This window comes from Porphyromonas sp. oral taxon 279 str. F0450 (assembly GCF_000292995.1).
Taxonomy (GTDB): domain Bacteria; phylum Bacteroidota; class Bacteroidia; order Bacteroidales; family Porphyromonadaceae; genus Porphyromonas; species Porphyromonas pasteri.
Genome location: NZ_ALKJ01000015.1, coordinates 63,203 through 86,356, shown reverse-complemented (window position 1 = coordinate 86,356; position 23,154 = coordinate 63,203). Strand labels below are relative to the sequence as shown.

General features: G+C 56.0%; 18 protein-coding genes. 5 read left to right on the top strand and 13 right to left on the bottom strand.

What is annotated here, in order from left to right; translation table 11 throughout:
* Positions 1–8: 8 nt before the first annotated feature.
* The 13 genes from HMPREF1323_RS09315 to HMPREF1323_RS02445 form a co-directional block, all read right to left on the bottom strand.
* A complete protein-coding gene (locus HMPREF1323_RS09315) occupies positions 9–371 on the bottom strand; it encodes a ComEC/Rec2 family competence protein (RefSeq protein WP_052312350.1) in 363 nt (120 codons plus the stop codon).
* On the bottom strand, positions 316–1,665 hold the full coding sequence (locus HMPREF1323_RS09310; RefSeq protein WP_198004362.1) for a ComEC/Rec2 family competence protein: 1,350 nt from the start codon (positions 1,663–1,665) through the stop codon (positions 316–318). Before HMPREF1323_RS09310 ends, HMPREF1323_RS09315 begins: the two co-directional genes overlap by 56 nt.
* Positions 1,613–2,281 (bottom strand): ribulose-phosphate 3-epimerase, encoded by a 669-nt coding sequence (gene rpe / locus HMPREF1323_RS02490; protein WP_009432531.1) that lies wholly within the window; start codon positions 2,279–2,281, stop codon positions 1,613–1,615. The genes HMPREF1323_RS09310 and rpe overlap by 53 nt, the downstream gene beginning before the upstream one ends.
* A 41-nt stretch (positions 2,282–2,322) precedes the next feature.
* Positions 2,323–2,451 (bottom strand): hypothetical protein, encoded by a 129-nt coding sequence (locus tag HMPREF1323_RS09305; protein ID WP_255344659.1) that lies wholly within the window; start codon positions 2,449–2,451, stop codon positions 2,323–2,325.
* Between the two features lie 127 nt (positions 2,452–2,578).
* Positions 2,579–3,556 carry an SPFH domain-containing protein gene (locus tag HMPREF1323_RS02485; RefSeq protein WP_009432592.1) on the bottom strand — a complete coding sequence of 326 codons (978 nt, stop codon included), beginning with the start codon at positions 3,554–3,556 and terminating at the stop codon, positions 2,579–2,581.
* A 24-nt stretch (positions 3,557–3,580) separates the two neighbouring features.
* Positions 3,581–4,033 (bottom strand): NfeD family protein, encoded by a 453-nt coding sequence (locus HMPREF1323_RS02480; RefSeq protein ID WP_009432673.1) that lies wholly within the window; start codon positions 4,031–4,033, stop codon positions 3,581–3,583.
* A gap of 419 nt (positions 4,034–4,452) precedes the next feature.
* Positions 4,453–4,974, bottom strand: coding sequence for a hypothetical protein (locus HMPREF1323_RS02475; RefSeq protein WP_044123923.1), 522 nt, complete (start codon positions 4,972–4,974; stop codon positions 4,453–4,455).
* Complete coding sequence (locus HMPREF1323_RS02470; RefSeq protein WP_009432632.1) at positions 4,971–6,752, bottom strand: AAA family ATPase; 1,782 nt, start codon at positions 6,750–6,752, stop codon at positions 4,971–4,973. The genes HMPREF1323_RS02475 and HMPREF1323_RS02470 overlap by 4 nt, the downstream gene beginning before the upstream one ends.
* 600 nt (positions 6,753–7,352) lie before the next feature.
* A complete protein-coding gene (locus HMPREF1323_RS02465; RefSeq protein ID WP_009432627.1) occupies positions 7,353–10,040 on the bottom strand; it encodes a type IX secretion system periplasmic lipoprotein PorW/SprE in 2,688 nt (895 codons plus the stop codon).
* Positions 9,992–10,822, bottom strand: a complete 831-nt coding sequence (locus HMPREF1323_RS02460) for a metal ABC transporter permease (protein ID WP_009432549.1) — start codon at positions 10,820–10,822, stop codon at positions 9,992–9,994. Before HMPREF1323_RS02460 ends, HMPREF1323_RS02465 begins: the two co-directional genes overlap by 49 nt.
* A 26-nt stretch (positions 10,823–10,848) precedes the next feature.
* Positions 10,849–11,310, bottom strand: a complete 462-nt coding sequence (locus tag HMPREF1323_RS02455; RefSeq protein WP_156795182.1) for a phospholipase — start codon at positions 11,308–11,310, stop codon at positions 10,849–10,851.
* Between the two features lie 385 nt (positions 11,311–11,695).
* Complete coding sequence (locus HMPREF1323_RS02450; protein WP_009432615.1) at positions 11,696–12,868, bottom strand: porin; 1,173 nt, start codon at positions 12,866–12,868, stop codon at positions 11,696–11,698.
* A gap of 39 nt (positions 12,869–12,907) precedes the next feature.
* Positions 12,908–14,203, bottom strand: a complete 1,296-nt coding sequence (locus tag HMPREF1323_RS02445) for a histidine-type phosphatase (protein WP_009432541.1) — start codon at positions 14,201–14,203, stop codon at positions 12,908–12,910.
* Between the two features lie 758 nt (positions 14,204–14,961).
* Here HMPREF1323_RS02445 and HMPREF1323_RS02440 point away from each other — a divergent pair.
* The 5 genes from HMPREF1323_RS02440 (at position 14,962) to HMPREF1323_RS02420 (ending at position 23,116) form a co-directional block, all read left to right on the top strand.
* Positions 14,962–17,091 (top strand): glycoside hydrolase family 97 protein, encoded by a 2,130-nt coding sequence (locus HMPREF1323_RS02440; protein WP_009432602.1) that lies wholly within the window; start codon positions 14,962–14,964, stop codon positions 17,089–17,091.
* Between the two features lie 97 nt (positions 17,092–17,188).
* Positions 17,189–20,179, top strand: coding sequence for a SusC/RagA family TonB-linked outer membrane protein (locus tag HMPREF1323_RS02435; protein WP_009432666.1), 2,991 nt, complete (start codon positions 17,189–17,191; stop codon positions 20,177–20,179).
* 15 nt (positions 20,180–20,194) lie between these two features.
* Entirely contained in the window at positions 20,195–21,760 is a 1,566-nt protein-coding gene (locus HMPREF1323_RS02430) for a RagB/SusD family nutrient uptake outer membrane protein (protein WP_009432618.1), read from the top strand.
* Between the two features lie 612 nt (positions 21,761–22,372).
* Positions 22,373–22,711, top strand: a complete 339-nt coding sequence (locus tag HMPREF1323_RS02425) for a hypothetical protein (RefSeq protein WP_009432674.1) — start codon at positions 22,373–22,375, stop codon at positions 22,709–22,711.
* A 45-nt stretch (positions 22,712–22,756) separates the two neighbouring features.
* A complete protein-coding gene (locus tag HMPREF1323_RS02420; protein WP_009432643.1) occupies positions 22,757–23,116 on the top strand; it encodes a cell division protein ZapA in 360 nt (119 codons plus the stop codon).
* Positions 23,117–23,154: the final 38 nt, after the last annotated feature.

Sequence of the window (23,154 nt, the reverse complement as noted above, 5' to 3'; positions counted from 1 at the left end):
ATGCTTTATTAGTAGGCCACTGCTGGGAGCTCTTCCCGATAGAGGCGGTAGCCGAAGAAGGCAAGGGCAAGGAGAAGGTAATAGAGGAGGAGCGCGCCGAGCGCCAGCGGATAGTGGAGCATGAGTGCAGGGATCCCTTCGGCAAGTGCCACACCCTCCCGCATCAGCCCTGCGCCCCATTCCAGTGGAGCAAGGAGTCCGCTCGGTGCTGTCCCGATGAGAGGGAGAAGGAGGAAGATGAGGAGGCTCGTGGGGATGAGGAGTGCCGAGAGCGGTACGACAAGGAGCATCGTCCAGAGGAAGGCCAGCGAACTCTCACCGAAGAGATAGAGGCTCAGTGGTAGGAGGAGGGGCTGTACGGCAAGCGTCATCGCAAGGAGTGCCCACAGATAGCGTAGGAGGGGGGTGGCGTAGCTCGCCAAGTAGTCCCTCAATGGGGCGGTAGAAGAGACGTATGCTGATGATCGCAAGATAGGTCATAAGGAAGCTCGCACTGAAGAGGCTCATCGGGGCGTAGAGGAGCTGAAGGAGGGCGGGCAGGGTGAAGACCTCGAGGAGGCAGACTGGGCGACGCAGGAGGCGAAAGCCAAGATACATCGCGAGCATACCCGCAGCACGTAGAGTAGGGATGCTCGCTCCCGTGAGAAGGGTGAAGGCCCATGCGGCAGCGAGGAGTAGGGCGCACCGCAGTCGGTCTCTCCGCCTCACGTAGGGTATGTATCGTAGAAGTAAGGTCAGCGCCCCGATGACGACAGCTAAGTGGAAGCCACTCACAGCTAAGAGATGCGCTACACCGCCCCGCACGAAGCTCGCACTGACCTCCCTGCCGAGTGCATCGTGACGCTTCTCGCCGAGTGCCATCGCGATGAGGAGATGCTGGGCATAGGGGCTGAGTGCACTTGCTTGGATGCGTGCCGTAAGTCCATCTCGGAGCCTGCGGGCATAGCGTGTAGGGGCGTGGAGAAGGAGCGTACCGCTGGGTGTCGGCTGGTGGGCAAGGATATGGGCACGACCAAGGGCAGTCACGCCTTCGCTCAGGAGATAGCGGGCATAGCCCTCCCGCTCATGGGGTAATTCACGGACATAGCTCAGCCTGTCAAGACCGAGGGTAAGGGTATCGCCCACCCGTATAGAAGCACTATCAGGGCGCCTGCAGGTGAGTTGGAGAAGCGCGGTGGGGATATCGCCTTCGCCTAAAAGGCGGATGCGCAGGCGGAGCGTGGCGTCCTGGACTTCTTCCTCTTCGGTGAGGACGGCGCGCAGAGGTGTGTGGAGTGGTAGCCTCACCTCGGTGATCACCTCGACGCTGTGGGCGTAGTAGAGGCGTGCTGCCAGAAGCAGTAGGAGTGTGAGCCCGAGACGGAGCGCGCGGGTACGGCCTACTTGCGCCACATAGTGGCTGAGGCGTGTGCCTTCGGCGAAGGAGACGAGCGCCCCATAAAGGAAAGCTCCTCCCCCACAGAGGGCCAAGCCGAGGCTCAGTGCTCTATGGGGGAGGAGCTCTGTGGAGAGATAGCCGAGGAGGAGGATACCGAGGGCGAGGGTGGTGTAGCTACGGCTCACGGCCGTGACCACCGAGGCAATGAGTCCCCGCTCGTAGCTTAGACGAAGCCTATGGACGAGAGAGTGCCTTGAGGCTACGGATAGCGGCCTTGGGGTCTTCATGCGAGAAGACATAGCTCCCTGCCACGAGGACGTCGGCGCCAGCCTCTACGAGGGCGGCACCCGTCGAGGCGTTCACTCCGCCGTCGACTTCGATGAGGGTAGAGAGTCCGCGCTCATCGATCATACGACGCAGGCGCTGAACCTTGTCGATCGTCTGAGGGATGAACTTCTGACCACCGAAGCCGGGGTTGACGCTCATCAGGAGGACCATATCGAGGTCAGCAAGCACGTCGACGAGGAGCTCTACCGGTACGTGAGGATTGAGGGTCACTGCGGCCTTCATCCCTGCGTCCTTGATCGCACCGATGGAGCGGTGTAGGTGTGGGCTGACTTCGTAGTGGACGTTCATCGTGTCGACCTTCAGAGCTGCCAGCTCGCGGACGAACTTCATAGGCTCTACGATCATCAGATGCACATCCAGCGGCTTCTCGATGATGGGGCGGATGGCCTCAAGGATGGGGAACCCGAAGGAAATATTGGGCACGAAGACGCCATCCATGACGTCGATGTGGAGCCAGTCGGCCTCGCTCTGGTTGATGAGGCGCAGGTCCTCCTCCAGGCGAAGGAAGTTCGCCGAGAGGAGCGAAGGCGATATGATCGCCTGCTTCTTGCTCATGGGTCTGGAGTGAAAGGGGGGGGTGAGGGAAGGGGGGTGGTTTAGAAGAGCGCAGCTAAGAGGCGCAGCTGACGAAGCGTCTCTTGGTGCCGAGGCTGTGTGCGCTCGAAGACTGTACGGGCAATAAGATTGAGTTTTTCTTTGTCAGTACGGGGGTAGGCTTGTTGCATAAGCAGTTTGGGATAATGAATGAATAATGGATGCCCTGGGGTAGCACCACGCTGGGGCGTACCCCAGGGCATAGATATAACGTAGTGTCCTTGAGGTCTATTATCCCCCGATAGACGTCTGAGAGAGTTACTTGAGGAGCTCCTTGATACCGCCGAGCGAGGAGAGTACGCCGGAGGCTTCGTAGGGGAGGTAGACGGTCTTGTTGTTCTGCCCAGAGGTCATCTCCTTGAGGGTCTCGAGGTAGCGGACAGCGATGAGGTACTGGGCGGGGTTGGCACCTGAGCCTTCGACAGCCTGAGCGATCTTGCGGATGGCCTGAGCTTCGGCTTCGGCGGTGAGGAGCTTGGCCTCGGCCTCGGCCTTAGCGTGGAGCACCTGAGCTTGGCGTTCCCCTTCTGCGTGGTTGATCGCCTGCTGCATACGCCCTTCGGACTCGCGGATCGTGGCTTCCTTCTGCCCTTCGGCATTGAGGATCTGCGCACGCTTGTCGCGCTCAGCACGCATCTGCTTCTCCATAGCGTCACGGATGTCGCGGGGAGGGTTGATATCCTGCAGCTCGACGCGGTTGACCTTCACACCCCACTTGTTCGTAGCCTCGTCGAGGATGATGCGGAGCTTGTTGTTGATGGTGTCGCGGCTGGTGAGCGTCTCATCCAGATCCATTTCCCCGATGATGTTACGCAGGCTCGTCTGGGTGAGCTTCTCGATAGCGTCGGGGAGGTTCTGGATCTCGTACATTGCACGCATGGGGTCTACGATCTGGAAGTAGAGGATCGCGTTGATCTCGGTGACGACGTTATCCTTCGTGATGACGCTCTGGCGGGGGAAGTCATAGACGGTCTCACGCAGGTCGATATTCGTGATCTCGGTGAAGCGCACAAGGGTCTGCCCGTTGGCTCCTGGCAGCGTGTAGCGCCAGCGCATGGGACGTGGACGGTCGATGAAGGGGATGATGATGTTCACCCCAGAGGACAGCGTGCGGTAGTAGCGGCCGAGTCGCTCGATGATGACCGTCTGAGACTGCTGGACGATGCACAGCCCCTGGTAGATGGTGACGATAGCCAGGACACCGACGACGATGGGGATAATGAACTCAATAGGCATGGTAGAGAAGAGTATGAAGGTGATTTATTGAATAGGCTCGACCTGAAGGACGAGGCTGGTATAGCCAGTGATACGGACTTCGCTCCCTGCGGGGAGGTCGTGGGCGACGGAGGAGACAGCACGCCAGCTATCGCCATCGACAGCGATGCGGCCACCACCATCACCTACCTTGATGGCTTCGCTCACGAAGGCCTTGCGGCCGATGAGTGCATCCATACCCGTCTTGGTGTCGCGGGCAGCGAACCAGCGTGCCATCAGGGGCTTCAGGAGCCACAGGGCAAGGAGGCTACCGACGCCGAAGAAGATCGCTTGGATGAGCCAGCTTCCGCCGAAGAGCGCAGGGATAATAGCCAGAAGGGCCCCCACACCGAAGCAGGCCAAGATGAAGCCTGGCGTGATGACCTCAAGGGCGAAGAGTATGAGTGCGGCGACGAGCCACAGCTGCCATACTGGAAGGAGGGAGATGAATTCGGGCATAATCGATTCGGTCCTTAGTAAGAGAGGTGTTGTAGCAAAGTTAGATAAATCCTAGCTACCTTATCTGTTCATTAGGGGTTTTATAGTATGTTCCCAGATAGTACAGATCCCAGCCCAAATTGCGCTAGCACAAAGTGACGTTATGACTCCTGAAACAAAGCCTGCAAAGTATATCACTACCTTCGTTTTTGTTTGGATACTGATGTTGCCTGTTTGCCCTTGAGCTCCCACTACAACAGAGTCGTGAATTGATGTCGTAGATTTTGGATCGGAGCTCTCCTCGTGGGTACCTTTTTCTTTGCTAACTTTAATCCTGATGTTCCCTGTATGCCCTTCAGGCCCTACGATGACAGAATTATCAACCTCTAATGAACGTCTTTTTTTTTGCATTTGCTTAATGGTGTATGTAGTGTGGTGTGCTATTTTCCCTGTATTTGAATATCTCCCACAGAACACTCATCTCCTATGATGACACTATTTGTAATATTGTTTGTAACAATGCTACAATGAGTGGGGAAGATCTTCTCTTTTGCCTCACTTTTATCTATGATAGAAAGAGGAATACCATTGTAGACAAGTGTTCCTTTGTCTTCACACAACCTACGAATCCAACCGTTGTGTGAATCGACAATCATTGTCTTATCTGCTGTGTTTGCACAAATCTCTTTAAAGAGATCCTTGTCGGAATCTATGACCGAATCTTCGATTTCGATTAACTCCCAATTTGGGGAGGGGGTTAGCCCCATTAGCCTTACCCAGAGCCTAATTCCAAGATCTTCATAGGATAGATACATCTTTACAGCTCTCTGGTCTTTATCAATCGCAAGTTTGCAGTTAGGTGAAGCGCTAGCAAACTTCATCAGAAAGTCAACATACTCTACCCTTAGATCTCCATTGATTACGCCTTCAATGACGCAGTCTGATAAAGTGTAGCAAATCATTTTCTCGTTACGAATAACTGTTTGATGAAATTATGCTCGTCTAGCTTTATTTCACCTTCATAAAAGTCTTTGGGCCATTCAAATCCTCCCTCTTTAGAGATTTCTTTTTCCACTATTAGGGAGGGGTCTCCCTCTTTTTTAGGAGGTTCTATAAAGTATATTGCTACTTGATCAGAAGAGATAACCTCTTCATTGATTCTACGCATCAATCGCTTCAGCAGATACTCGCTATGAGTTTCAATCAGCAGGTACTTCTGGAAGTTTGCTCGCTTGCTCTTATCTCTCTTGGAAAAAGTGGCATTTCCACTAATAATATCAATAAATAAATCAGCTAACTCGGCTTGCATTTTTGGATGTAGATGTATCTCGGGTTGTTCTACCATGGTTAAGCTATCCTTGAAAGATAGAAATCCCTGGACGATTATCGGAAGGATTTGTGAAATTCCAAATCCAACATCCGTGATGTCCAGATCTAGTGTATGCTGATGAATTTTTAACTGATGAACTACATCTTGTATAGTAGAAACATCAACTTTAAGCCCAAACCTGCTTAACCAGCTGTTTACACTTTCTTTAACGGTGTAGTTCTCCTTAAGAACTTCAGCTAAGGAATTGCCATCCAGGGTATCCAGTACAGTATTAATATTGGCTTTATCCAAGAAATAAAAACGTCTAGGATGAGCTCTGAGAGGGCTTATATGATTCACAGATTCGCGTGTAAAGTTGGATCTGACTGAAGATAAGGCTTCCTCTATGATTCTTGAAATAATCTTTGTCGTGACAGAGTAGCTTCCTCTTTTGAGGTCAGGGAGAAAATCCCCCTGATTCTTAAAATGGGAAAACCAAGAAAAAATAGTTGACTCATGGCTAATCAACTTTGACAACTCATTTTGAGCCTTCTTATCTAATATTTCTTGAAGTTCACCTTTAGGAAAAAGGCCTGTCTTTATCGAAATATCTTGAGCCTTACCGCTCCCCAAACTGATTTCTAGGATTACATGGTTTCCTTGTTGAATCTTTATTCTCTTGGTCTTTAGTGTCTTCCCCTGCTCCCCTAATTTATCATAGTACAGCTCTACAAATAGGCGGAAAGTATCATCTTTAATTAGATCTCGAGCTCTACTTAGAAAGTCATATAGAATATCAATAGTTTTTCCACTTATGCTATGACTGCTCTCTGTGAGTTTAGCATAGTAGTTGAATACCTCCCCAAGATTCAGTTCTGGATCTTGATATAATTGGTCAAGAGTGTTCCGCATTTTGGTAAAGATCTCTTTATTCTCATAGATTTCTTCTGTAATCTTCCCCTTTGGGGTGAAAAAATGAGTAATATCTATCTGTCTGCTATCATTATCCTCACCCAGGAGTCTAGGGATCTCGTTCCTAAGGGAACTATCATCATTCTTCCTTCTAAGGCGTATATATACATCAGACATATATGCTTGCTCAACATACGGGTCAATAAGATCTTTAAATAAACTCCTACTAAAAAGAGTTTTCAACCCTTTGCTCTTGAACTCAAGCTCTATGGAAATATTGCGAGATGTATTTCTGTGTCTGAAGATATTCTCACACTCTCCCATGCTCACACTCTCTCCGTTCAGTCTAAGTGCAGACTTGTATGTACCAGAGTTTGCTGTTTGTTGAAGCATTAAAAGCAGATTGATGATGCTACTTTTACCTACACTATTTGCTCCTAATAAAATTGTTATAGGCTTCAGCTTGATCTCTCCTTTCTCAAAGGCTTTGTAGTTTTCAAAGCTAATTTTCTGGATCATAGGTCTTTTGATTTCTTTTATGTGCGAGGATTAAGAGGTCGAAATTCTATGCGTAAAGGTAGCATTTCTATAGATATAGACCAAGCTGATGAATGGCTTATAGCTTTGTCGCTCCTTACACGACCCTCTATATATTGTAAGACTTGTATTCTATTACCTACAAGTCTTTGGTCGGCATGGGATAGCTGTTTTTGTGAGCAGGCTCCATTCTGGAGCATTGAGACAGTATGCCTCTTATCTTAAAGAGATGAGAATTATAAGAAGTGCGAGGGCTGCCTTAAGTCGATTCAATAGGCACGAGAGTTATCCGTTTGCGGGGCGGAGGAGGGGGACGAAAGAGCGGTCGGGAGGTGAAAAAAGGAGGGTGTGTAAGTGCTTATTGTAGAGCGAGGTGGGAGGAGGTGTGGAGGAGGGAAATTGCGATCAGTACTGGTCAGCGATCGAACCAGTACTGGTCACCAATAGGAAGCAGTACTGGTCACCGCGCGAAGTAGTACTGGTCAGACGAGTGACCAGTACTGGTTGATTTTTGGGTGGGCGCAGGCCTTCCACCTCGCACCTTGAGGGGGCGGGGAAGAGGCGGAGGGAAACGGTGGGGGATTATTCGCCGAGGAAGGCGCGGTAGTCGGCGAGGGTCTCGCGGGTGAGGAGGGGGCGGTTGGCGGCGCTAAGGGGAAGGAGGAGCGAGCCTTCGGGGAGGGTGGGAAGGAGACCTGTCGCAGAGGTAGCGCGCTCACGGAAGGTCTTGAGGTCGCTTGCTGTGGGGAAGCCTTCGATGAGGTAGCCCTTGAGCCCCGTCTCCGTGGGGAGCGGGCTGACCTGGAGCGTCCACTGCGTGAAGTGCGAATAGGTGAAGCTCATCAGCGCGAAGTACACCTCGTGGCGCGGTAGGCTTCCCTCGGGGTAGAGGAGCACGAGGCTGACGACTTCTCCCGCTGCGGTTGGGGCGAAGGTCGTGGCAGGCCCTTCGGTCTCGCTTATCCCCTCGGTGCTACCCGTCACGGGGCGAGTGAGGAGGGGCGGAGTGGTGAGGGTGCGCCCCGCGCGTAGGGCGGCGAGCAGGCTCGAAGCGTAGGGCATCAGCGGGGTCTCGGGATAGCGCTGGACGAAGTCCTCCAGGTGCTTGCGTAGCTGGGCCTCTTGTCCTGCCTGCACCTCGGTGAGGGCGGTGAGGAGGAGTGCCTTCGGGCGCAGGTCTTCGTCGTGGTAGGGGAGGGCATCCAGCTCGGTGAGGTACTCGCGAGTGCGGCTGATATCGCCCGTGCGGTAGGCTTCGTAGGCGGCATCATACAGCTCGGTGGAGCGGCTGGCAAGCCTTTGGAGGGAGTGTCTGAGCTCGGGAGAATGGAGGAGCTTCGCACGGGGAGAGTTGGGGAAGAGACGTAGGTATTCCCTGCGTAAGCCTTCGGCTTCGGCATCACGTCCCTGTCGGAGGGCGAGGAGGATCTGACGGTAGGCGACCTCTTCCCGCTCGGCGAAGTGGGGGAAGTCCCTAAGGAGGCGCGTGTAGAGGGCACCCACCTCATCGAGGCGCTGGAGCGGGTCATCAAGGACGGATGCCATACGGAAGAGAGCGCTGGCGAGGGTGTCCGTCAGCGCTTCGCGTGCCTTGGGGGTGAGGGGAAGGTCACGGAGGTAGGCCTCACGGCTTCGGCCTCTATCGGGTGAAGTGGCATCGGAGGCGCCTGCCTCCTCGGTAGTGGTGGGGGCTACGAGCGTGGCATCGAGGGCGCGTAGACTGCGGTTCCAGTCGTCGGTGAGTGGACGACTCCCCCAGCGCTGACGGAAGGCGATACGGCCGAGAGCGATCTGCTGAGGGTCGTCAAAGTAGAAGCCCGCGGAGGTGCTTCGTGGGGTCGTGGTCGGTTCGTCGAAGGGCGAGCGAACGGCATCGCTGGGATCGTGCACCTTCTCTCCCGTGGCTTCGGCATGAGCGATGAGGCTATCGATGTGGCGCTCCAGCTGGTCGGTGGGGAGGGCGGCAAGGTGGAGGAGGCTGTCGGCACGATGGGCGGTGCGTGCGTGAGGGGCGAGGAGGCGAAGTCCCGGTAGGAGTCGCTCCACCGTAGCGTAGTGGGGGTGCTGGTGCTGGAGGAAGGGAAAGGCCTTCTCCAGAGCTTCGGCGGCCTCTACGTAGAGCTGATCTTCGAGCGCCAGCAGGCCTAAGCGGGTGTAGGCTTCGGCAGCTGCGCCGCGCAAGGTCTGTGCCGAGTCGATACTCTGACGGAGGGCAGTACGGGCGGCTTCGCGCTGGTTGGTGGCAAGGAGTGCTTCGGCCAGAGCGAGGTAGATGGCGGAGCGGTGGGGGGCGTAGCGGCGTAGACGTGCCAGACGCTGCAGGCGATGGATGCCCGTCCCGCTCTCGGTGGTGAGGGCAAGGGTGTGGAGCTGGGCGGTGAGCTCAAGGGCGGGTTGGGGGCTTGTGCGCTCCGCACGGGCAAAAGCCGCCTTTGCTGTCTCGCGTGCGCCCTGAGCTTCGAGGATCTGCCCGATGAGGAAGGAGAGGCGGGCACGCTGTAGAGCGCTCTTCTCCGAGCGAGCAAGGACGGTGAGGTGTGGGAGGGCGGTGGAGTCTTCTCCACGGGCAAGAGCAAGTTCGGCCGCTGCGGTATGGTAGAGTAGGGGTGCGTGGCGGAGGACTTCTCCCTCACGACGGGTGGCGTGCTGCAGCTCCTCCTCGGCATCGAAGAGCTCGCCACGCAGGGTGTAGAGACGGCAGAGGTAGAGGCGGGCGACGTCACGCACCTCGGGCTCGGTAGCGTAGCGTCGGAGGATGTCGGTGAGGGTGGTGTGTGCTGCGGGGAGGTCGCCACCATAGAGCTGACTGCGGGCGATGAGGAGCCACGCCTCGGCGAGGGCGGGATTGTACTCGGTCTTCTCCTGCATACGCACGGCACGAGGGTCTTGCCTCCAGTGGGCAGGGCGAGCGGGCTTGCGGGAGATGCTATGCTCTTCGATGGCCTTCGTGGCCTTCTCTATGGTGCGGGAGAAGCGGGGGGAAGCGCCTGGTGTCGTGGCGCGAGCGAGTACGGGATCGAGTGGCAGACGGAGCGTGTAGTCATCGGTCGTACCATCGAGTGCGGTCTGGTAGGTAGTCTGGTACGCCTCGCGAGCGTTGTAGAGGACGTTGTAGCGCGTGACGAAGGCCTGCCACGTGCGGGAGCTCGCGGTATTTACGCGTCGGGAGCATGCCCCGAGGAGCGCAAGGAGAAGGAGAAGGGAGCCGAGTGCGCGGGGGCTTAGCCTCGGGCGTGCTGGGCCCTGCGTCGTGTGATGGCGCTGAGACATTTGCCGAGGGCAAGGAAGAGGAAGAGCAGGAGGATGATCAGCACACCCGAGGGGACGCTGATGAGGTAATAGCTTAGGAGCAGGCCGCCGACGTTGGCGATGAGGCAGAGGACGATGGAGCCCACGATGATCTTGCGGAAGTCCGCCGTGAAGAGCCCGATAGTCGTCTGGGGAAGGGTCAGGAGGGAGAGGAGGAGCATGATACCCACCGAGCGGATCGTCAGCACGAGGCTCACGGCCACGAGGATGAGTAGTCCGCGCTCCCACAGCCCGACATTCATGCCGCGTACACGGGCGAAGTCACGGTCAAAGGCGGTATAGAGTATCTGTCGGTAGCCGACGCTGAAGAGCGCTATCAAGAGGACGGCAAGGAGGGCTAGTGCGATGAGGTCGCCCACCGTGACCAGCAGGATATTGCCGAAGAGATAGGCGGGGAGGCTGGTGGCGTAGCCAGGGGTGAGCGTCATGAAGAGCACGCCGAGGGCCATGCCGAGTGCCCAGATGCTGGCGATGGCGGAGTCCTCGCGGATGCCTTCGGTACGGCTGAGCTTGCCGATAGAGAAGGCGGCGAGGATGGCTGCACCCGCAGCAGATAGGATGGGATTGATGCCGAGGTAGATGCCGAGTCCTATCCCACCGAAGGAGGCGTGCGTGATACCGCCACTGACGAAGACGATGCGTCGCACGACGATATATGCCCCCACGATACCGCAGACGATGGCGGTAAGGAGGGACGCCGCAAGGGCGTTTTGGAAGAACTGATAGGCGAAGATACTCGGCATAGTGTCGAGGTCGGTGCGCTGGGGACTTAGGCTGCGGGGCTGGGCTCGTGACGGCCGACGATGGCGTGGTAGTCGCGGTTCTCCCCGACGATGAGGTAGAGCTCGGGGCGGAGCGTCTCGGGGAACTCGACGCCACGCAGCTGGAGGCTACGCACCCAGGCGGGCACTTCGTCGGCATCGAGCGTGAGGAGGACGTCGCGGAACTCCTCGACTTCGCTCTCCTTGTAGGCGCTGGCACTGCGACCCTTGAAGCGGTCCAGCTCCTCGTCATCGAAGTACTCGATACGCTTGCTGACGGCAGCCAGCAGGCTATCGGTCTCGCAGGTCAGGTGGTTGCCGCAGCAGCCCTCTCCGTGGGGTAGCTCCTGAGGCTCAGGCTCGATGACCTCGCCACGGGCGATGCGTCGGGCCTTGAGGTACGACTGTATGGTGGCTGCGAGAGCAGCGATGGCGCCGAGGACGGCGAGAGCGATGACTATGACGAGGATACTTCCCATTGAGAGTTAAATCAAATCTATTCGTGAGTAAACTATGCTTAAGCATAAGTATATCTATGCAAAGATAGTTCATTCGTGAGGACCGAGCCTCCGTGAGGAAGGGTGGTATGAACCTATATTGGTCGGCGGGCTGACCTATATAGAATGATGCTGCAACCTATATAGGTCGTCGTCGCGACCAATATAGGTCAGCCCGCCGACCAATATAGGTTCCGAAATCGACTTCACAGCAATGCGTACTCCATAGGCGATGAGAGCTTGGCGTGGAAGCCCTGTAGATGGGGGCTATACTCCTATGGGAGAGAAAGAGAGCGGGGCGGAGCAACTGAGTCGTTGCCCCGCCCCGCTACGGTATCGTGTATGGTCAGCTACGCGCTTAGAACATGTACTGCACGCGGAGCTGCAGTGCGTTGACCTTCTTCGTGTCAGCCTGCCCCCACTGCTTGACCTGCATGTGGTGGTAGTTCAGACGCAGTGCGACGTACTTATTCCAGTAGTAGGAGAGGCCGGCGCTGTAGTCGGTCATCTTACCTGCACCTGCCATGCCTGCGATGTTTGAGTTCGTCAGCGCATTGTTGTCGGTGAGGTCGAGGAAGCCGTAGCCCAGCATGAGCTCGAGGTTGCCAGAGTTAGGAGAGTCGACCCCCGAGGTGACGTAGTTGTACTTATAGTCTACGGGGTTGATGATCATCCCACGGGCAGAGACGTAGAAGCCCTTCGTGTCGTAGGCATTGCCTCCGACGCGGTTCACGTGCGACCAGTAGTACTGGCTGCTGACCTGGACGTTGTGGAAGATCCCCTGGAACTCGGCCGTGAACTTATTCTCCCAGCGGGCATCCGTCAGGTCAAGCGACATAGCGTTGCGCTTGTCGACAGCGGTGAGGTACTTCTTCGAGTAGGCGATGTGCGAGCCGCCCTTGAGGTCGGACTCGGACTTCACGTGCATACCGCTGAAGCCGATGTGGAAGCCAGCCCCCTCGGTCAGCACGGGGCGCCAGACAAGACGCCCTGCTACGGTGTAGCCCTGTGCGCCCTTGTCGGTGCTGGTGGTGAGAGCGGAGTTGTCAGCGAAGGCACCATACTGCCACCAGATGTGGTCGTTGGAGATGGTATGCATGATGCCGATACGACGGCCTGGCTGGTAGACGTTTGCTTCGGGCTCATCGAGGTACTCCTTGCTGGCAGAGCTGTAGGCCGAGGAGAGACCAAAGGGCACGGTGTAGTGACCGGCGCGGATGAAGTTATTCTTGTTGAAGCTGTACTGCAAGTAGACGTCCTTGAGGGAGACCTTGTTGTTCGTGAAGGAAGCATCTCCACGGAAGTACCAGTTGTCGCCGTAGTAAGCCTTGAAGCCTATACGCATATCGCGGATACCGATCCCATCGTTCATCGTGCCATCCTGCGTCTTGGCAGCATCATTCTGCGAGTAGGTCGCAGCGTCGAAGAGGGCACGACCCGTGACCTTGACCTCGACTTTTTCCTGTGCATTTGCCGCAGTCAGGGCAGAGAGCGAAGTGACTGCGATGAGAAGACTATGCTTGATATTCATGTGTTAGTAACTTCTTGCTTAGGATAAATAGAGTAGGGCTTAGAGGCTGTCCTCGATCTTGTCGTAGGCGCGGATAGCCTGGAGGAAGCGGGCGTTGACATCGCTCATCAGGTAGAGGCCGTCAGCGTTGCGCTTGAGACCCTTGAGCTGGAGTGGGTAGACCATCGGGGGATTCTGCAGGTTGAGCTGCTCGATGCCACGGAGCTGCTTGGTCGTCTGGTAGACGATGTTGATGTCGCAGTAGAGCTTGCCGTCCTTGCCTTCGTACTTCTCGAAGACGACCTTGCTACCGATAGGGGTCTTCTTCTCGATGGAGTTGGGGAGCTCGTAGGGCTCTACGTCGAGGGCAGCCGTGACGGAAGCGATGTTGGAGTCGTGCCCGCAGAGGAAGGAGAACTTACGGCCCTTGGCGTTCAGCTCATCATACATATAGGTAAGGAGAGGGTGGGCGACGTTGACAGCGACGATGGGTGCAGCGAAGAGCACATCACCGTAGACGTCCTTGATGCGTGCGATCTGTGTCCAGTCCTCGAGAGTAAGGTCGTGACCGAAGGCCGCCTTCTTCTCATCGGGCTCTTCATAGTACTGGAGGATGAAGGCGTCGGAGCAGGTGTTAGCATCCTTGAGTGAGCCCTTTATGCGGGGCTCTTCGCCACGCTCGAGGAGGATCTCGGTGTTGTAGTTGTCGAAGGCGCAGAGCTTACCTTCCTTGCAGGCGGGGGAGTCCTTGAGGTCGAGGGTCGAGGCCGTGATCTCGTAGGCCTTCTTGAGGTCCTCGTTGATACCGCGGATGCCGCGCTTACCGCCCATAGCGGCGATTTGCTTGAGGGCTTCCTTCTTGAAGGACTCGCTGATCTTCGTCAGACGGGGGAAGAAGATGGGGTCCATCTTGCTGGGGACGTAGCGGTGATTGACGCTGATGTCTGCTACGGGGAGGAAGGCGGTGGTGAAGTAGCGTGCTGTGGCTATACAGCGCTGCATGCTATTAGCGTAGATGTTTACTTCGTCTTTCGTGGGGTTGGCGTTTTCCTTGAAGAGGCCTGCGTCGACGGCCCATTTACGGAAGTAGAGGCCGAACTGATTTTCCAGTGCGCCACCTCGTGAGGTGAGTTCGCTTGCGCCAGCAGTCCATGCGAACCAGGGGTGCGTGGTGACCTTCTCAAGAAGACTTCCCTTGGTGGAGAGTGGGGCGCGGATGTTGTGACGGCTCAGGATGACCGCCTCAGAGGGCGTGTACTTGTCCTTGAATTCTTGACTTCTTTGCTTCTGAGCAAAGAGGGAGGGCGCGACCGCGAGTAGCAAAAGTAGCGCCACTGAGTGTTTGAACTGTCTCATACGATATGATATAAATAAGTCCTCTTCGCGAGGATGTGACCGAATGCACCTGTAGTAGCTCTGCCTAAGTGGGCAGGGAAATAGATCTTCCCCCTTCTTAAATCGATACTTGACAAATATAGTAATATTTGACCTTTCTGTGTTTTGAGCGCTCCTGTTTTTAAAATATGCATGGCTGTTCTCTCGCTATTTTTAAATCTTTTTGAGGCGAGTGATGTGTCTAAATCAGGTCGGGGTATCGCTCTTATATGTAGGTAGTTGTGAGAAGCTGCGGAGGAGGGTGATTGCAACCAGTACTGGTCAGCGATCGAACCAGTACTGGTCACCAATAGGAAGCAGTACTGGTCACCGCGCGAAGTAGTACTGGTCGGACGAGTGACCAGTACTGGTCGCAAAAGCCCCTGAATATGGGCTTTGCGGAGGCAACTGTACGAGTATATACTATTGTATGGGATAGCGTATAAGGATCAGTGCCCTTGCTGCGGGCGCACTGCCTTTCTTGATGCCATGAAGACGCCTCCTCTGAGGAGCCTATGGGTAGAGGATGGGGGTGTGAAATGGGAGGGTTTTCATAAGTTTCACAGAGAAAGTCAGCTGCTTTCTTAAAATCTTAATAAAATCCACCCTCCGTAGTTTGAGAATATTTCTATATTTGCACGCTCTTCAGAGGAGGATCTGAGGGCTACGAATTGGCGTCCTGTGAAGGGATTCACAAGCATTATCACTCATATAATTATATATAGTTAATTAACTACCGCATGAAGCAAGCAAAGCACTGGGCTGCAGCCCTCGCGCTGGTCCTGGCCTCTGGATGGAGCGCCTTGGCTCAGACGATCAGCTCGCCCAATAAGGGCCTTCAGCTGCACTTCTCTCTGAGTCAGGACGGGGCACCTATGTATCGCCTCTCCTTCGCTGATGGGCAGGAGATCATCCGTCCCAGTCATCTTGGTCTGGAGATGACCGATGCGAAGAAGTCCTTCGACAAGGGTCTCGAGGTCACAGATACGAAGGAGTCGACCTTCGATGAGACCTGGAAGCCTGTCTGGGGCGAGGTCAAGTCGATCCGCAACAACTACAACGAACTGCTCGTCACGCTCAAGAAGAAGAGCAACGGTGATCCCATAGCTATCCGCTTCCGTCTCTTCGATGACGGGCTCGGCTTCCGCTATGAGTTCCCCGGTGGCAAGGATCGTAACTTCTACGTCGTCAAGCGTGAGCTCACCGAGTTCGCTATGACGGGCGACCATAAGGCGCACTGGATCCCCGGTGACTACGACACCGAGGAGTACGACTACCAGCACAGCCGTCTCTCTGAGATCCGTGGGCTCTTCGACAAGGCGTTCACGGAGAACTGCTCCCAGACGGCCTTCTCTAAGACTGGCGTTCAGACTCCACTGATGCTCAAGACAGATAAGGGTGTGTACATCAACCTGCACGAAGCTGCACTGATTAACTTCCCTGCGATTAACCTCGATCTGGATGACAAGAACATGGTCTTCCACGTAGAGCTTACCCCTGACCCTCAGGGCAATCGTGGGCACATCGAGGCACCCTTCAACACCCCATGGCGTACAGTTATCGTCAGCCGTGATGCTCGAGACATCCTAGCTTCTAAGCTTACTTATAACCTCAATGAACCCTGCGCCTATGAGACGACCGACTGGATCAAGCCTATTAAGTATGTAGGGGTCTGGTGGGAGATGATCACGGGCAAGAGTACCTGGGCCTACACCGATGACCTGCCCTATGTAAAGATCGGTAAGACCGACTACTCCAAGGTAAAGCCTAACGGCAAGCACGCTGCCAACACCCAGCACGTCAAGGAGTACATTGACTTCGCTGCTAAGCACGGCTTCGATGCCGTCCTCGTCGAGGGGTGGAACATCGGTTGGGAAGATTGGTTTGGTCACAGCAAGGATCGTGTCTTTGACTTTGTCACCCCCTACCCCGACTTTAATGTCGCCGAGCTACGTGACTACGCTAAGGCTAAGGGCGTGAAGATCATCATGCACCACGAGACTTCTAGCTCGGTCACGAACTACGAGCGTCACATGGAGAAGGCCTACAAGTTCATGACTGACAACGGCTACTCCGCTGTCAAGAGTGGCTATGTAGGCAACATCATCCCTCGCGGTGAGTACCACTACGGTCAGAGCATGGTGAACCACTACCTCCACGCTGTCAAGGAGGCTGCTAAGCATAAGATCTCCGTCAATGCCCACGAGTCCGTCCATATGACGGGTCTCAGCCGTACCTATCCCAACCTCATCGCGCAGGAGTCGGCACGTGGTCAGGAGTATCAGGCCTTCGGTGGTAACAAGCCTAACCACCTCACCGTACTGCCCTTCACCCGCCTCATCGGTGGTCCGATGGACTACACGCCTGGTATCTTCCAGATGGATATCAGCAAGTACAACCCCGACAACAACTCTCACGTCAACACGACGATCTGCAATCAGCTGGCTTGCTACGTCACGATGTACAGCCCTCTGCAGATGGCAGCTGACCTGCCCGAGGTGTATGCGAAGCACATGGATGCCTTCCAGTTCATCAAGGACGTAGCTGTCGACTGGGACGACACGAAGATCATCGAAGCGGAGCCAGGTGAATACATCACCATCGCTCGTAAGGCAAAGGACTCCGACAAGTGGTTCGTGGGTAATGTCGCTGGCTATGATGGCCATAAGTCAAGCTTCACGCTCGACTTCCTCGACGCGGGTAAGACTTACACCGCTACGATCTACGCCGATGCCAAGGGCGCAAACTACAAGACCAACCCCGAGGTCTACACCATCCGCAAGGTGCAGGTGAAGAAGGGCAGCAAGCTCTCGCTCACCTCTGCTCCTGGTGGTGGCTTCGCGATCTCCATTATTCCTAATAAGAAGTAAACACTGAGGTCTCCGACCGCCCTCCACAGCTCTACTCACAGAGAGTCGTGGAGTGTGGGCGGGGCCTCTCCTTTTTCACTTACACAGAGCACTTCATATGAAAGCGATTCTGCGCCTTACCTACCTCTGTCTATCCCTACTCTTCCTCTCCCTCACAGCCTCCGCACAGGACGTGCAGGTCAAGGGTCAGGTAGTAGATGACAAGGGCGAAGCCGTCATCGGGGCTTCCGTCAAGGTCAAGGAGACCCCTCAGGGCGTCATCACCGATATCAACGGGAATTTCTCCGTACGTGCCCCCAAGAATGGGCACCTCATCGTCTCCAGCGTCGGCTATACCACGAAGACCGTAGCTCTCAGTGGCGCTACGCTCCCGCTGAAGATCGTCCTCTCCGAGAGTGCTGAGAACCTCAAGGAAGTCGTCGTCGTCGGCTACGGCTCCATGCAGAAGAAGGACCTCACCGGATCCGTCAGCACCCTCAATGCGAAGAACTTCCAGAAGGGTGCTATCTCCACGGCCAGTGACCTCCTCGTCGGTAAGATCGCAGGGGTACAGATCACGCCCGAGGGCTCTCCTGGGGCTGGTGGCCGTATCCGTATCCGTGGTGGTGCTTCGCTCAATGCCAGCAACGACCCGCTCATCGTCATCGACGGTGTGCCCATCGAGAACACCGCTGTATCTGGGGCACCCAGCATCCTCAGCTCACTCAACCCTCAGGACATCGCTTCGATGAACGTCCTCAAGGACGCTTCTGCTACCGCTATCTACGGTTCGCGCGCCTCTAACGGGGTCATCATGATCACCACCAAGCGTGGTAAGGTCGGGCAGAAGACCCAGATCGCTGTCTCCGTACAGAGCTCCCTCTCCGAAGCTGCTCGCCGTGTGCGCGTGCTCTCGGCTGACGAGTACCGCTCGCTCATCCAGCGTATCTCCCCCGCTACGGCCTCGAAGCTCGGCACGGCAAATACTGACTGGCAGGACGAGATCTATCAGCTCGCCTACGGTGGTGACTACAACGTCAGCGTCAGCGGTGCTGCTGGCAAGCTCCCCTACCGCGTGTCTACGGGCTTCTACCACCAGGAGGGTGTACTGAAGACCGACAAGATGAATCGCTTCAGCGGTGACATCAGCCTCAATCCCCGTCTCTTCGACAATCACCTCTCTATCGATGCGAGCGTGAAGCTCAGCGCTACGCACAATCGCTTCGCTAACAAGGAAGCTATCGGTGCTGCTGTACAGTTCGACCCCACGCGTCCGGTCCGTGATGCTGACCCTGCCTACGCGCCCTTCGGTGGCTACTGGACACAGCTAGACGGGACAGGCCTCCAGAAGCTCGCTCCTAAGAACCCTGTCGCTCTCCTCAATCAGAAGGAGGATATCAGTGATGTCTTCCGCACGATCAGCAATCTGAAGATCGACTATAAGCTCCACTTCCTCCCCGAGCTGAAGCTCAACGTGAACCTCGGCTACGACTACGCTTCGGGTAAGGGTACGGTCGTCATCCCCGAGAACTCCTCCCTCGGATGGCAGCGCTACACCCTCAAGCAGGCAGGCCAGCCCGACGTCTATAAGAGCGGTACGAACAATGCTTACGACCAGCGCAAGCGCAGCCTCCTCTTCGACTTCTACGCTAACTACGTCAAGGAGCTTCGCTCGCTGAAGAGCCGCGTCGACGTCATGGCAGGGTACTCCTATCAGGACTGGAAGACCTTCGTCCACAACACGCCTGACTACACCTACGACAAGACGCTCGTATCGACTCCCGTCTACGAGTACGACTACCCACAGAATACGCTGGTGTCCTTCTACGGCCGTCTGAACTACAGCCTCATGGACCGCTACCTCTTCACTGCTACGGTGCGTGCCGACGGCTCTTCACGCTTCAGCAAGGAGAACCGCTGGGGTATCTTCCCCGCTCTGGCACTGGCTTGGCGTATGAATCAGGAGAACTTCCTCAAGAATGTCTCTTGGATCGATGACCTCAAGCTCCGTCTCGGCTACGGTGTCACGGGTCAGCAGGATGGTATCGGGAACTACACCTACCTCCCCTTCTACTCGCTCAGCACGAATACGGCGACGTATCAGTTCGGCGACCAGTATTACAATATGCTCCGCCCCGCTGCCTACGATGCGAACATCCACTGGGAGCAGACGGCTACCTACAACGTAGGTCTGGACTACAGCTTCATCAAGGGTCGTCTCTCGGGTACGCTCGACTTCTACCAGAAGAAGACCAGCGACCTGCTGAACGAGATCCCCACGCCTGCAGGGGCGAACTTCTCTAACCGCATCCTCACGAATGTCGGTAACATCTCCAGCAAGGGCTTTGAGTTCAGCATCAATGCTACCCCCATCCAGACCAAGCGTCTGACGTGGGATGTGAGCTACAACATCAGCTCCAACAGCACGCGCATCACCAAGCTCAACGCTGTCGAAGTCCCCGGCTATCAGGGTGTCCCCACGGGGGGCGTCACGGGTGGTACGGGTACGAACGTACAGATCCACTCCGTCGGCTATGCCCCTGGTACCTTCTTCGTCTACGAGCAGAAGTACGATGCTAATGGTAAGCCTCTGGAAGGTCAGTTCGTAGACCGCCACGAGGATGGCGTCATCAATGAGCTGGATAAGTACCGCACGCACAACCCTGAGCCTAAGGTCACGATGGGCTTCTCTACGAGCCTGGCCTTCGACCGCTGGACGCTCTCGACCTCACTCCGCTCGGGCCTCGGGAACTATATCTACGACAACATCTCGGCCTACATGGCTACGCACACCGCTGTGCTCAACTCGGGTCAGTACTTCCGCAACACGACGCCTGAGATCAACGTCTCAGACTTCCAGACGAATAGCGATAAGCAGTTCATCTCGGACTACTACCTCCACCGAGCTTCGTACCTCAAGATGGACAACCTCACGCTCGGCTATGACTTCGGTCGTATCCTGGGCCGAGCTAACCTCCGTGCTTCGGCTACTGTGCAGAATGTCTTCACGCTCTCTCCCTACAAGGGTCTCGATCCTGAGCGTGCTATCGACTTCAGCCTCTATCCCATCCCACGTACGTACTCGCTCAATCTCTCCCTCACGCTCTAATCTTCACAGCCGATCATGACTACAGATAAGAAGATTCTTCGCCGAGGCCTCACGGCCCTTAGCCTCGTCACGGCTCTCGGCCTCTCCTCCTGCACCAAGGATCTGGACCGCTTCCCCACCAACGGGGAGACCTCCCAGACGATCTATAACTCCCCTGCAAAGACCTTCCAAGCTTTCGCTAAGGTCTACGGCGCATACGCTCTCTCGGGCAATGGTGACGGTGGGGATATCGCAGGTATCGACGAAGGGGCGAGTGACTTCGTTCGTGGCCTCTTCAACCTCCAGGAGCTGCCTACAGAGACGGCTATCTGCGCCTGGGGTGACGGTGGTGTGCCCGACCTCCATGCGATGAGCTGGTCGTCGTCGAACCCCATCATCCGCGGCCTCTACTACCGCTCGATCTATCAGATCAAGCTCGCCTCAGAGTTCCTCAAGAACACCCAGTCGCAGGCCTCCGATGCTACGGTCCGCACCTACCGCGCCGAAGCTCGCTTCCTGCGTGCCTATCAGTACTGGGTGCTCATCGACCTCTTCGGCAATCCTCCCTTCGTCGACGAGTCCACGCCTACGGGTAAGGTCTATCCTCGTCAGATCAGCCGTAGCGAGCTCTTCAACTATATCGAGAGCGAGCTGAAGGCTATCGAGAGCGACCTCAAGACGCCTAAGGCAGGTGACTACGGTCGTGCCGACCAGGCTGCTGCCTGGGCACTGCTCTCTCGTCTCTACCTCAATGCAGAGGTCTACATGGGTACGGAGCGCTACGCCGATGCAGCTACCTACGCCGAGAAGGTCATCAGCTCGGGTAAGTACAGCCTGCACTCCACCTACGCAAACCTCTTCCTGTCGGACAACAACCTCAGCAACCCTGAGGTCATCCTCTCCGTCAACTATGATGGTAAGAAGTCGCAGAACTGGGGTGGTATGACCTTCCTCATCAACTCCTCTACGGGAGCTGATGCTAAGAAGGCAACGGGTGTGAACATGGGCGTCAACGGTGGCTGGCAGGGTAACCGCGCTACGAAGGGTCTCCTCGACCTCTTCGGCGCGAATAAGGCGACCGACAAGCGCTGCCTCATGACAGCGGCTGCCACGGCAGACATCGCCTCGGTCACTAACTTCGACCAAGGGGTCTACGTCCATAAGTTCCGCAACGTCACCAGCGCCGGTGCCAACGGTAGCGATGGCGACCAGTGCGATGCTGACTTCCCCCTCTTCCGTCTGGCAGAGCTCTATCTCAACTATGCTGAGGCCGCTGTCCGCGGTAAGGCCAATACGGCTACGGGTCTGCAGTACCTCAATCTCGTACGCGCTCGTGCCTACGGCGCTACGACGGGGAACTACTCCGCCCTGCCTTCGCTTGACGAGATGCTCGCTGAGCGTGGCCGTGAGCTCTTCTGGGAGGGTCACCGCCGTACGGACCTCATCCGCTTCGGTAAGTTCGTCTCCGCTGACTACGTATGGCCCTGGAAGGCTGGCGTGAAGGCTGGTGTTGCTTCGCAGGCCTACCGCACGCTCTATCCGATCCCTGCGGATGATATCCAGGCTAACCCCGAGCAGCTCAAGCAGAACACGGGTTACTAATCCAGCGTAGGGCGCACTTCGCTCCCTCCGACGGCCTCGCCCCACACGGGCGATCCCTATAGAAGGCTTGCCCTCGAGCTCCCGCTGTGGAGCCCGAGGGCAAGCTGCTTTATATCATCGCCTTGCGCGCCTATATGTGACTGTCCAATAGAAGGGGGTGGTGTGAACCTATATGGGTCGCTGAGCTGACCTATATAGATCGCTCTTCCGACCAATATAGGTCACGACGCGGACCTATATAGGTCAGCCCGATGACCAATATAGGTCGGTAGCACCTCCCACGGGTGTCAGCAACAGAAGCCGTGGGAGAGAGGGAGTTGCGACCAGTACTAGTCAGCGATCGGACCAGTACTGGTCACCAATAGGAAGCAGTACTGGTCACCGCGCGAAGTAGTACTGGTCGGACGAGTGACCAGTACTGGTTGGTTTTTGCTCCTGCTAAGAGGCTGTCTGACTGCACCCTTTTTTGAGGATGAAATTGAGGGGATCGAGTCGTGTGGGAGCAGGTGGTTGGGTGGCCTTCTTGGGAGGGGTACCCTACTTATATATAGAGCGGGGGCGGGGAAGAGGCTAAAAAAGCGTACCTTTGCATACATAAGGAATAACGACGCTATGACCCAAGCCGAGGACCAAGAGCTCCAGCGATTACAAGTCAATATCCGACGTCTCGCCGGTATTGTCGCAGAGCAGAACGAGAAGCTCGCTCAGCTCAGGATGCTCCTTCAGCAACGGGATGAAGCTCTTCATGCGATGCAAGAAGAACTCAAGTCAGTGCGACGACACGAAGCGACCTTGGCCACTGCCTCGGCACTTGTCTCTCCTGATATGGGAGATGTCAGCCGTAGGGATGCCCGGGAGCTCCTTGATGGGATCATCAGTCAGCTCGACCGCTGCATCAGCCAGCTCACCAGTGAGCCCGAGCCCACCGCAGCGTCTGAGCCCGAGATATAGTCAGAGACCGAATAGCTTGGGGCCTACCCGCCCCGCTACCGATATATGGATACCAATACCAGCCCAGAGGCCCTGCAGCGTATCACACTCGCTGTTGAGCACACCCGCCTCTCGCTCTACGTCCCTCGCTCCGAGGAACGCTTCTACCGCGATGCAGGTGAGGAGATTGCCACTACGCTGCGTATCTACCGATATAAGTACCCCAATCGCTCCGAGGTCCCCGCAGAGGGATATCTGGCGATGGCTGCTATCGATATCGCTACGCGCTACAAGCAGGTACACACTGCTCTGGAAGCGCGCAAGCAGACCTTGACTCCACGCCTCGTGGAGATCAATGAGGAGCTTGAGGCTCTGATTCGTCAGGCTCGACAGCTCATTGACGATCCCCCCACCTCGTCCCGATAACCACAGCGTCCCTTTCCTTCAGCATTACATTTATTTCA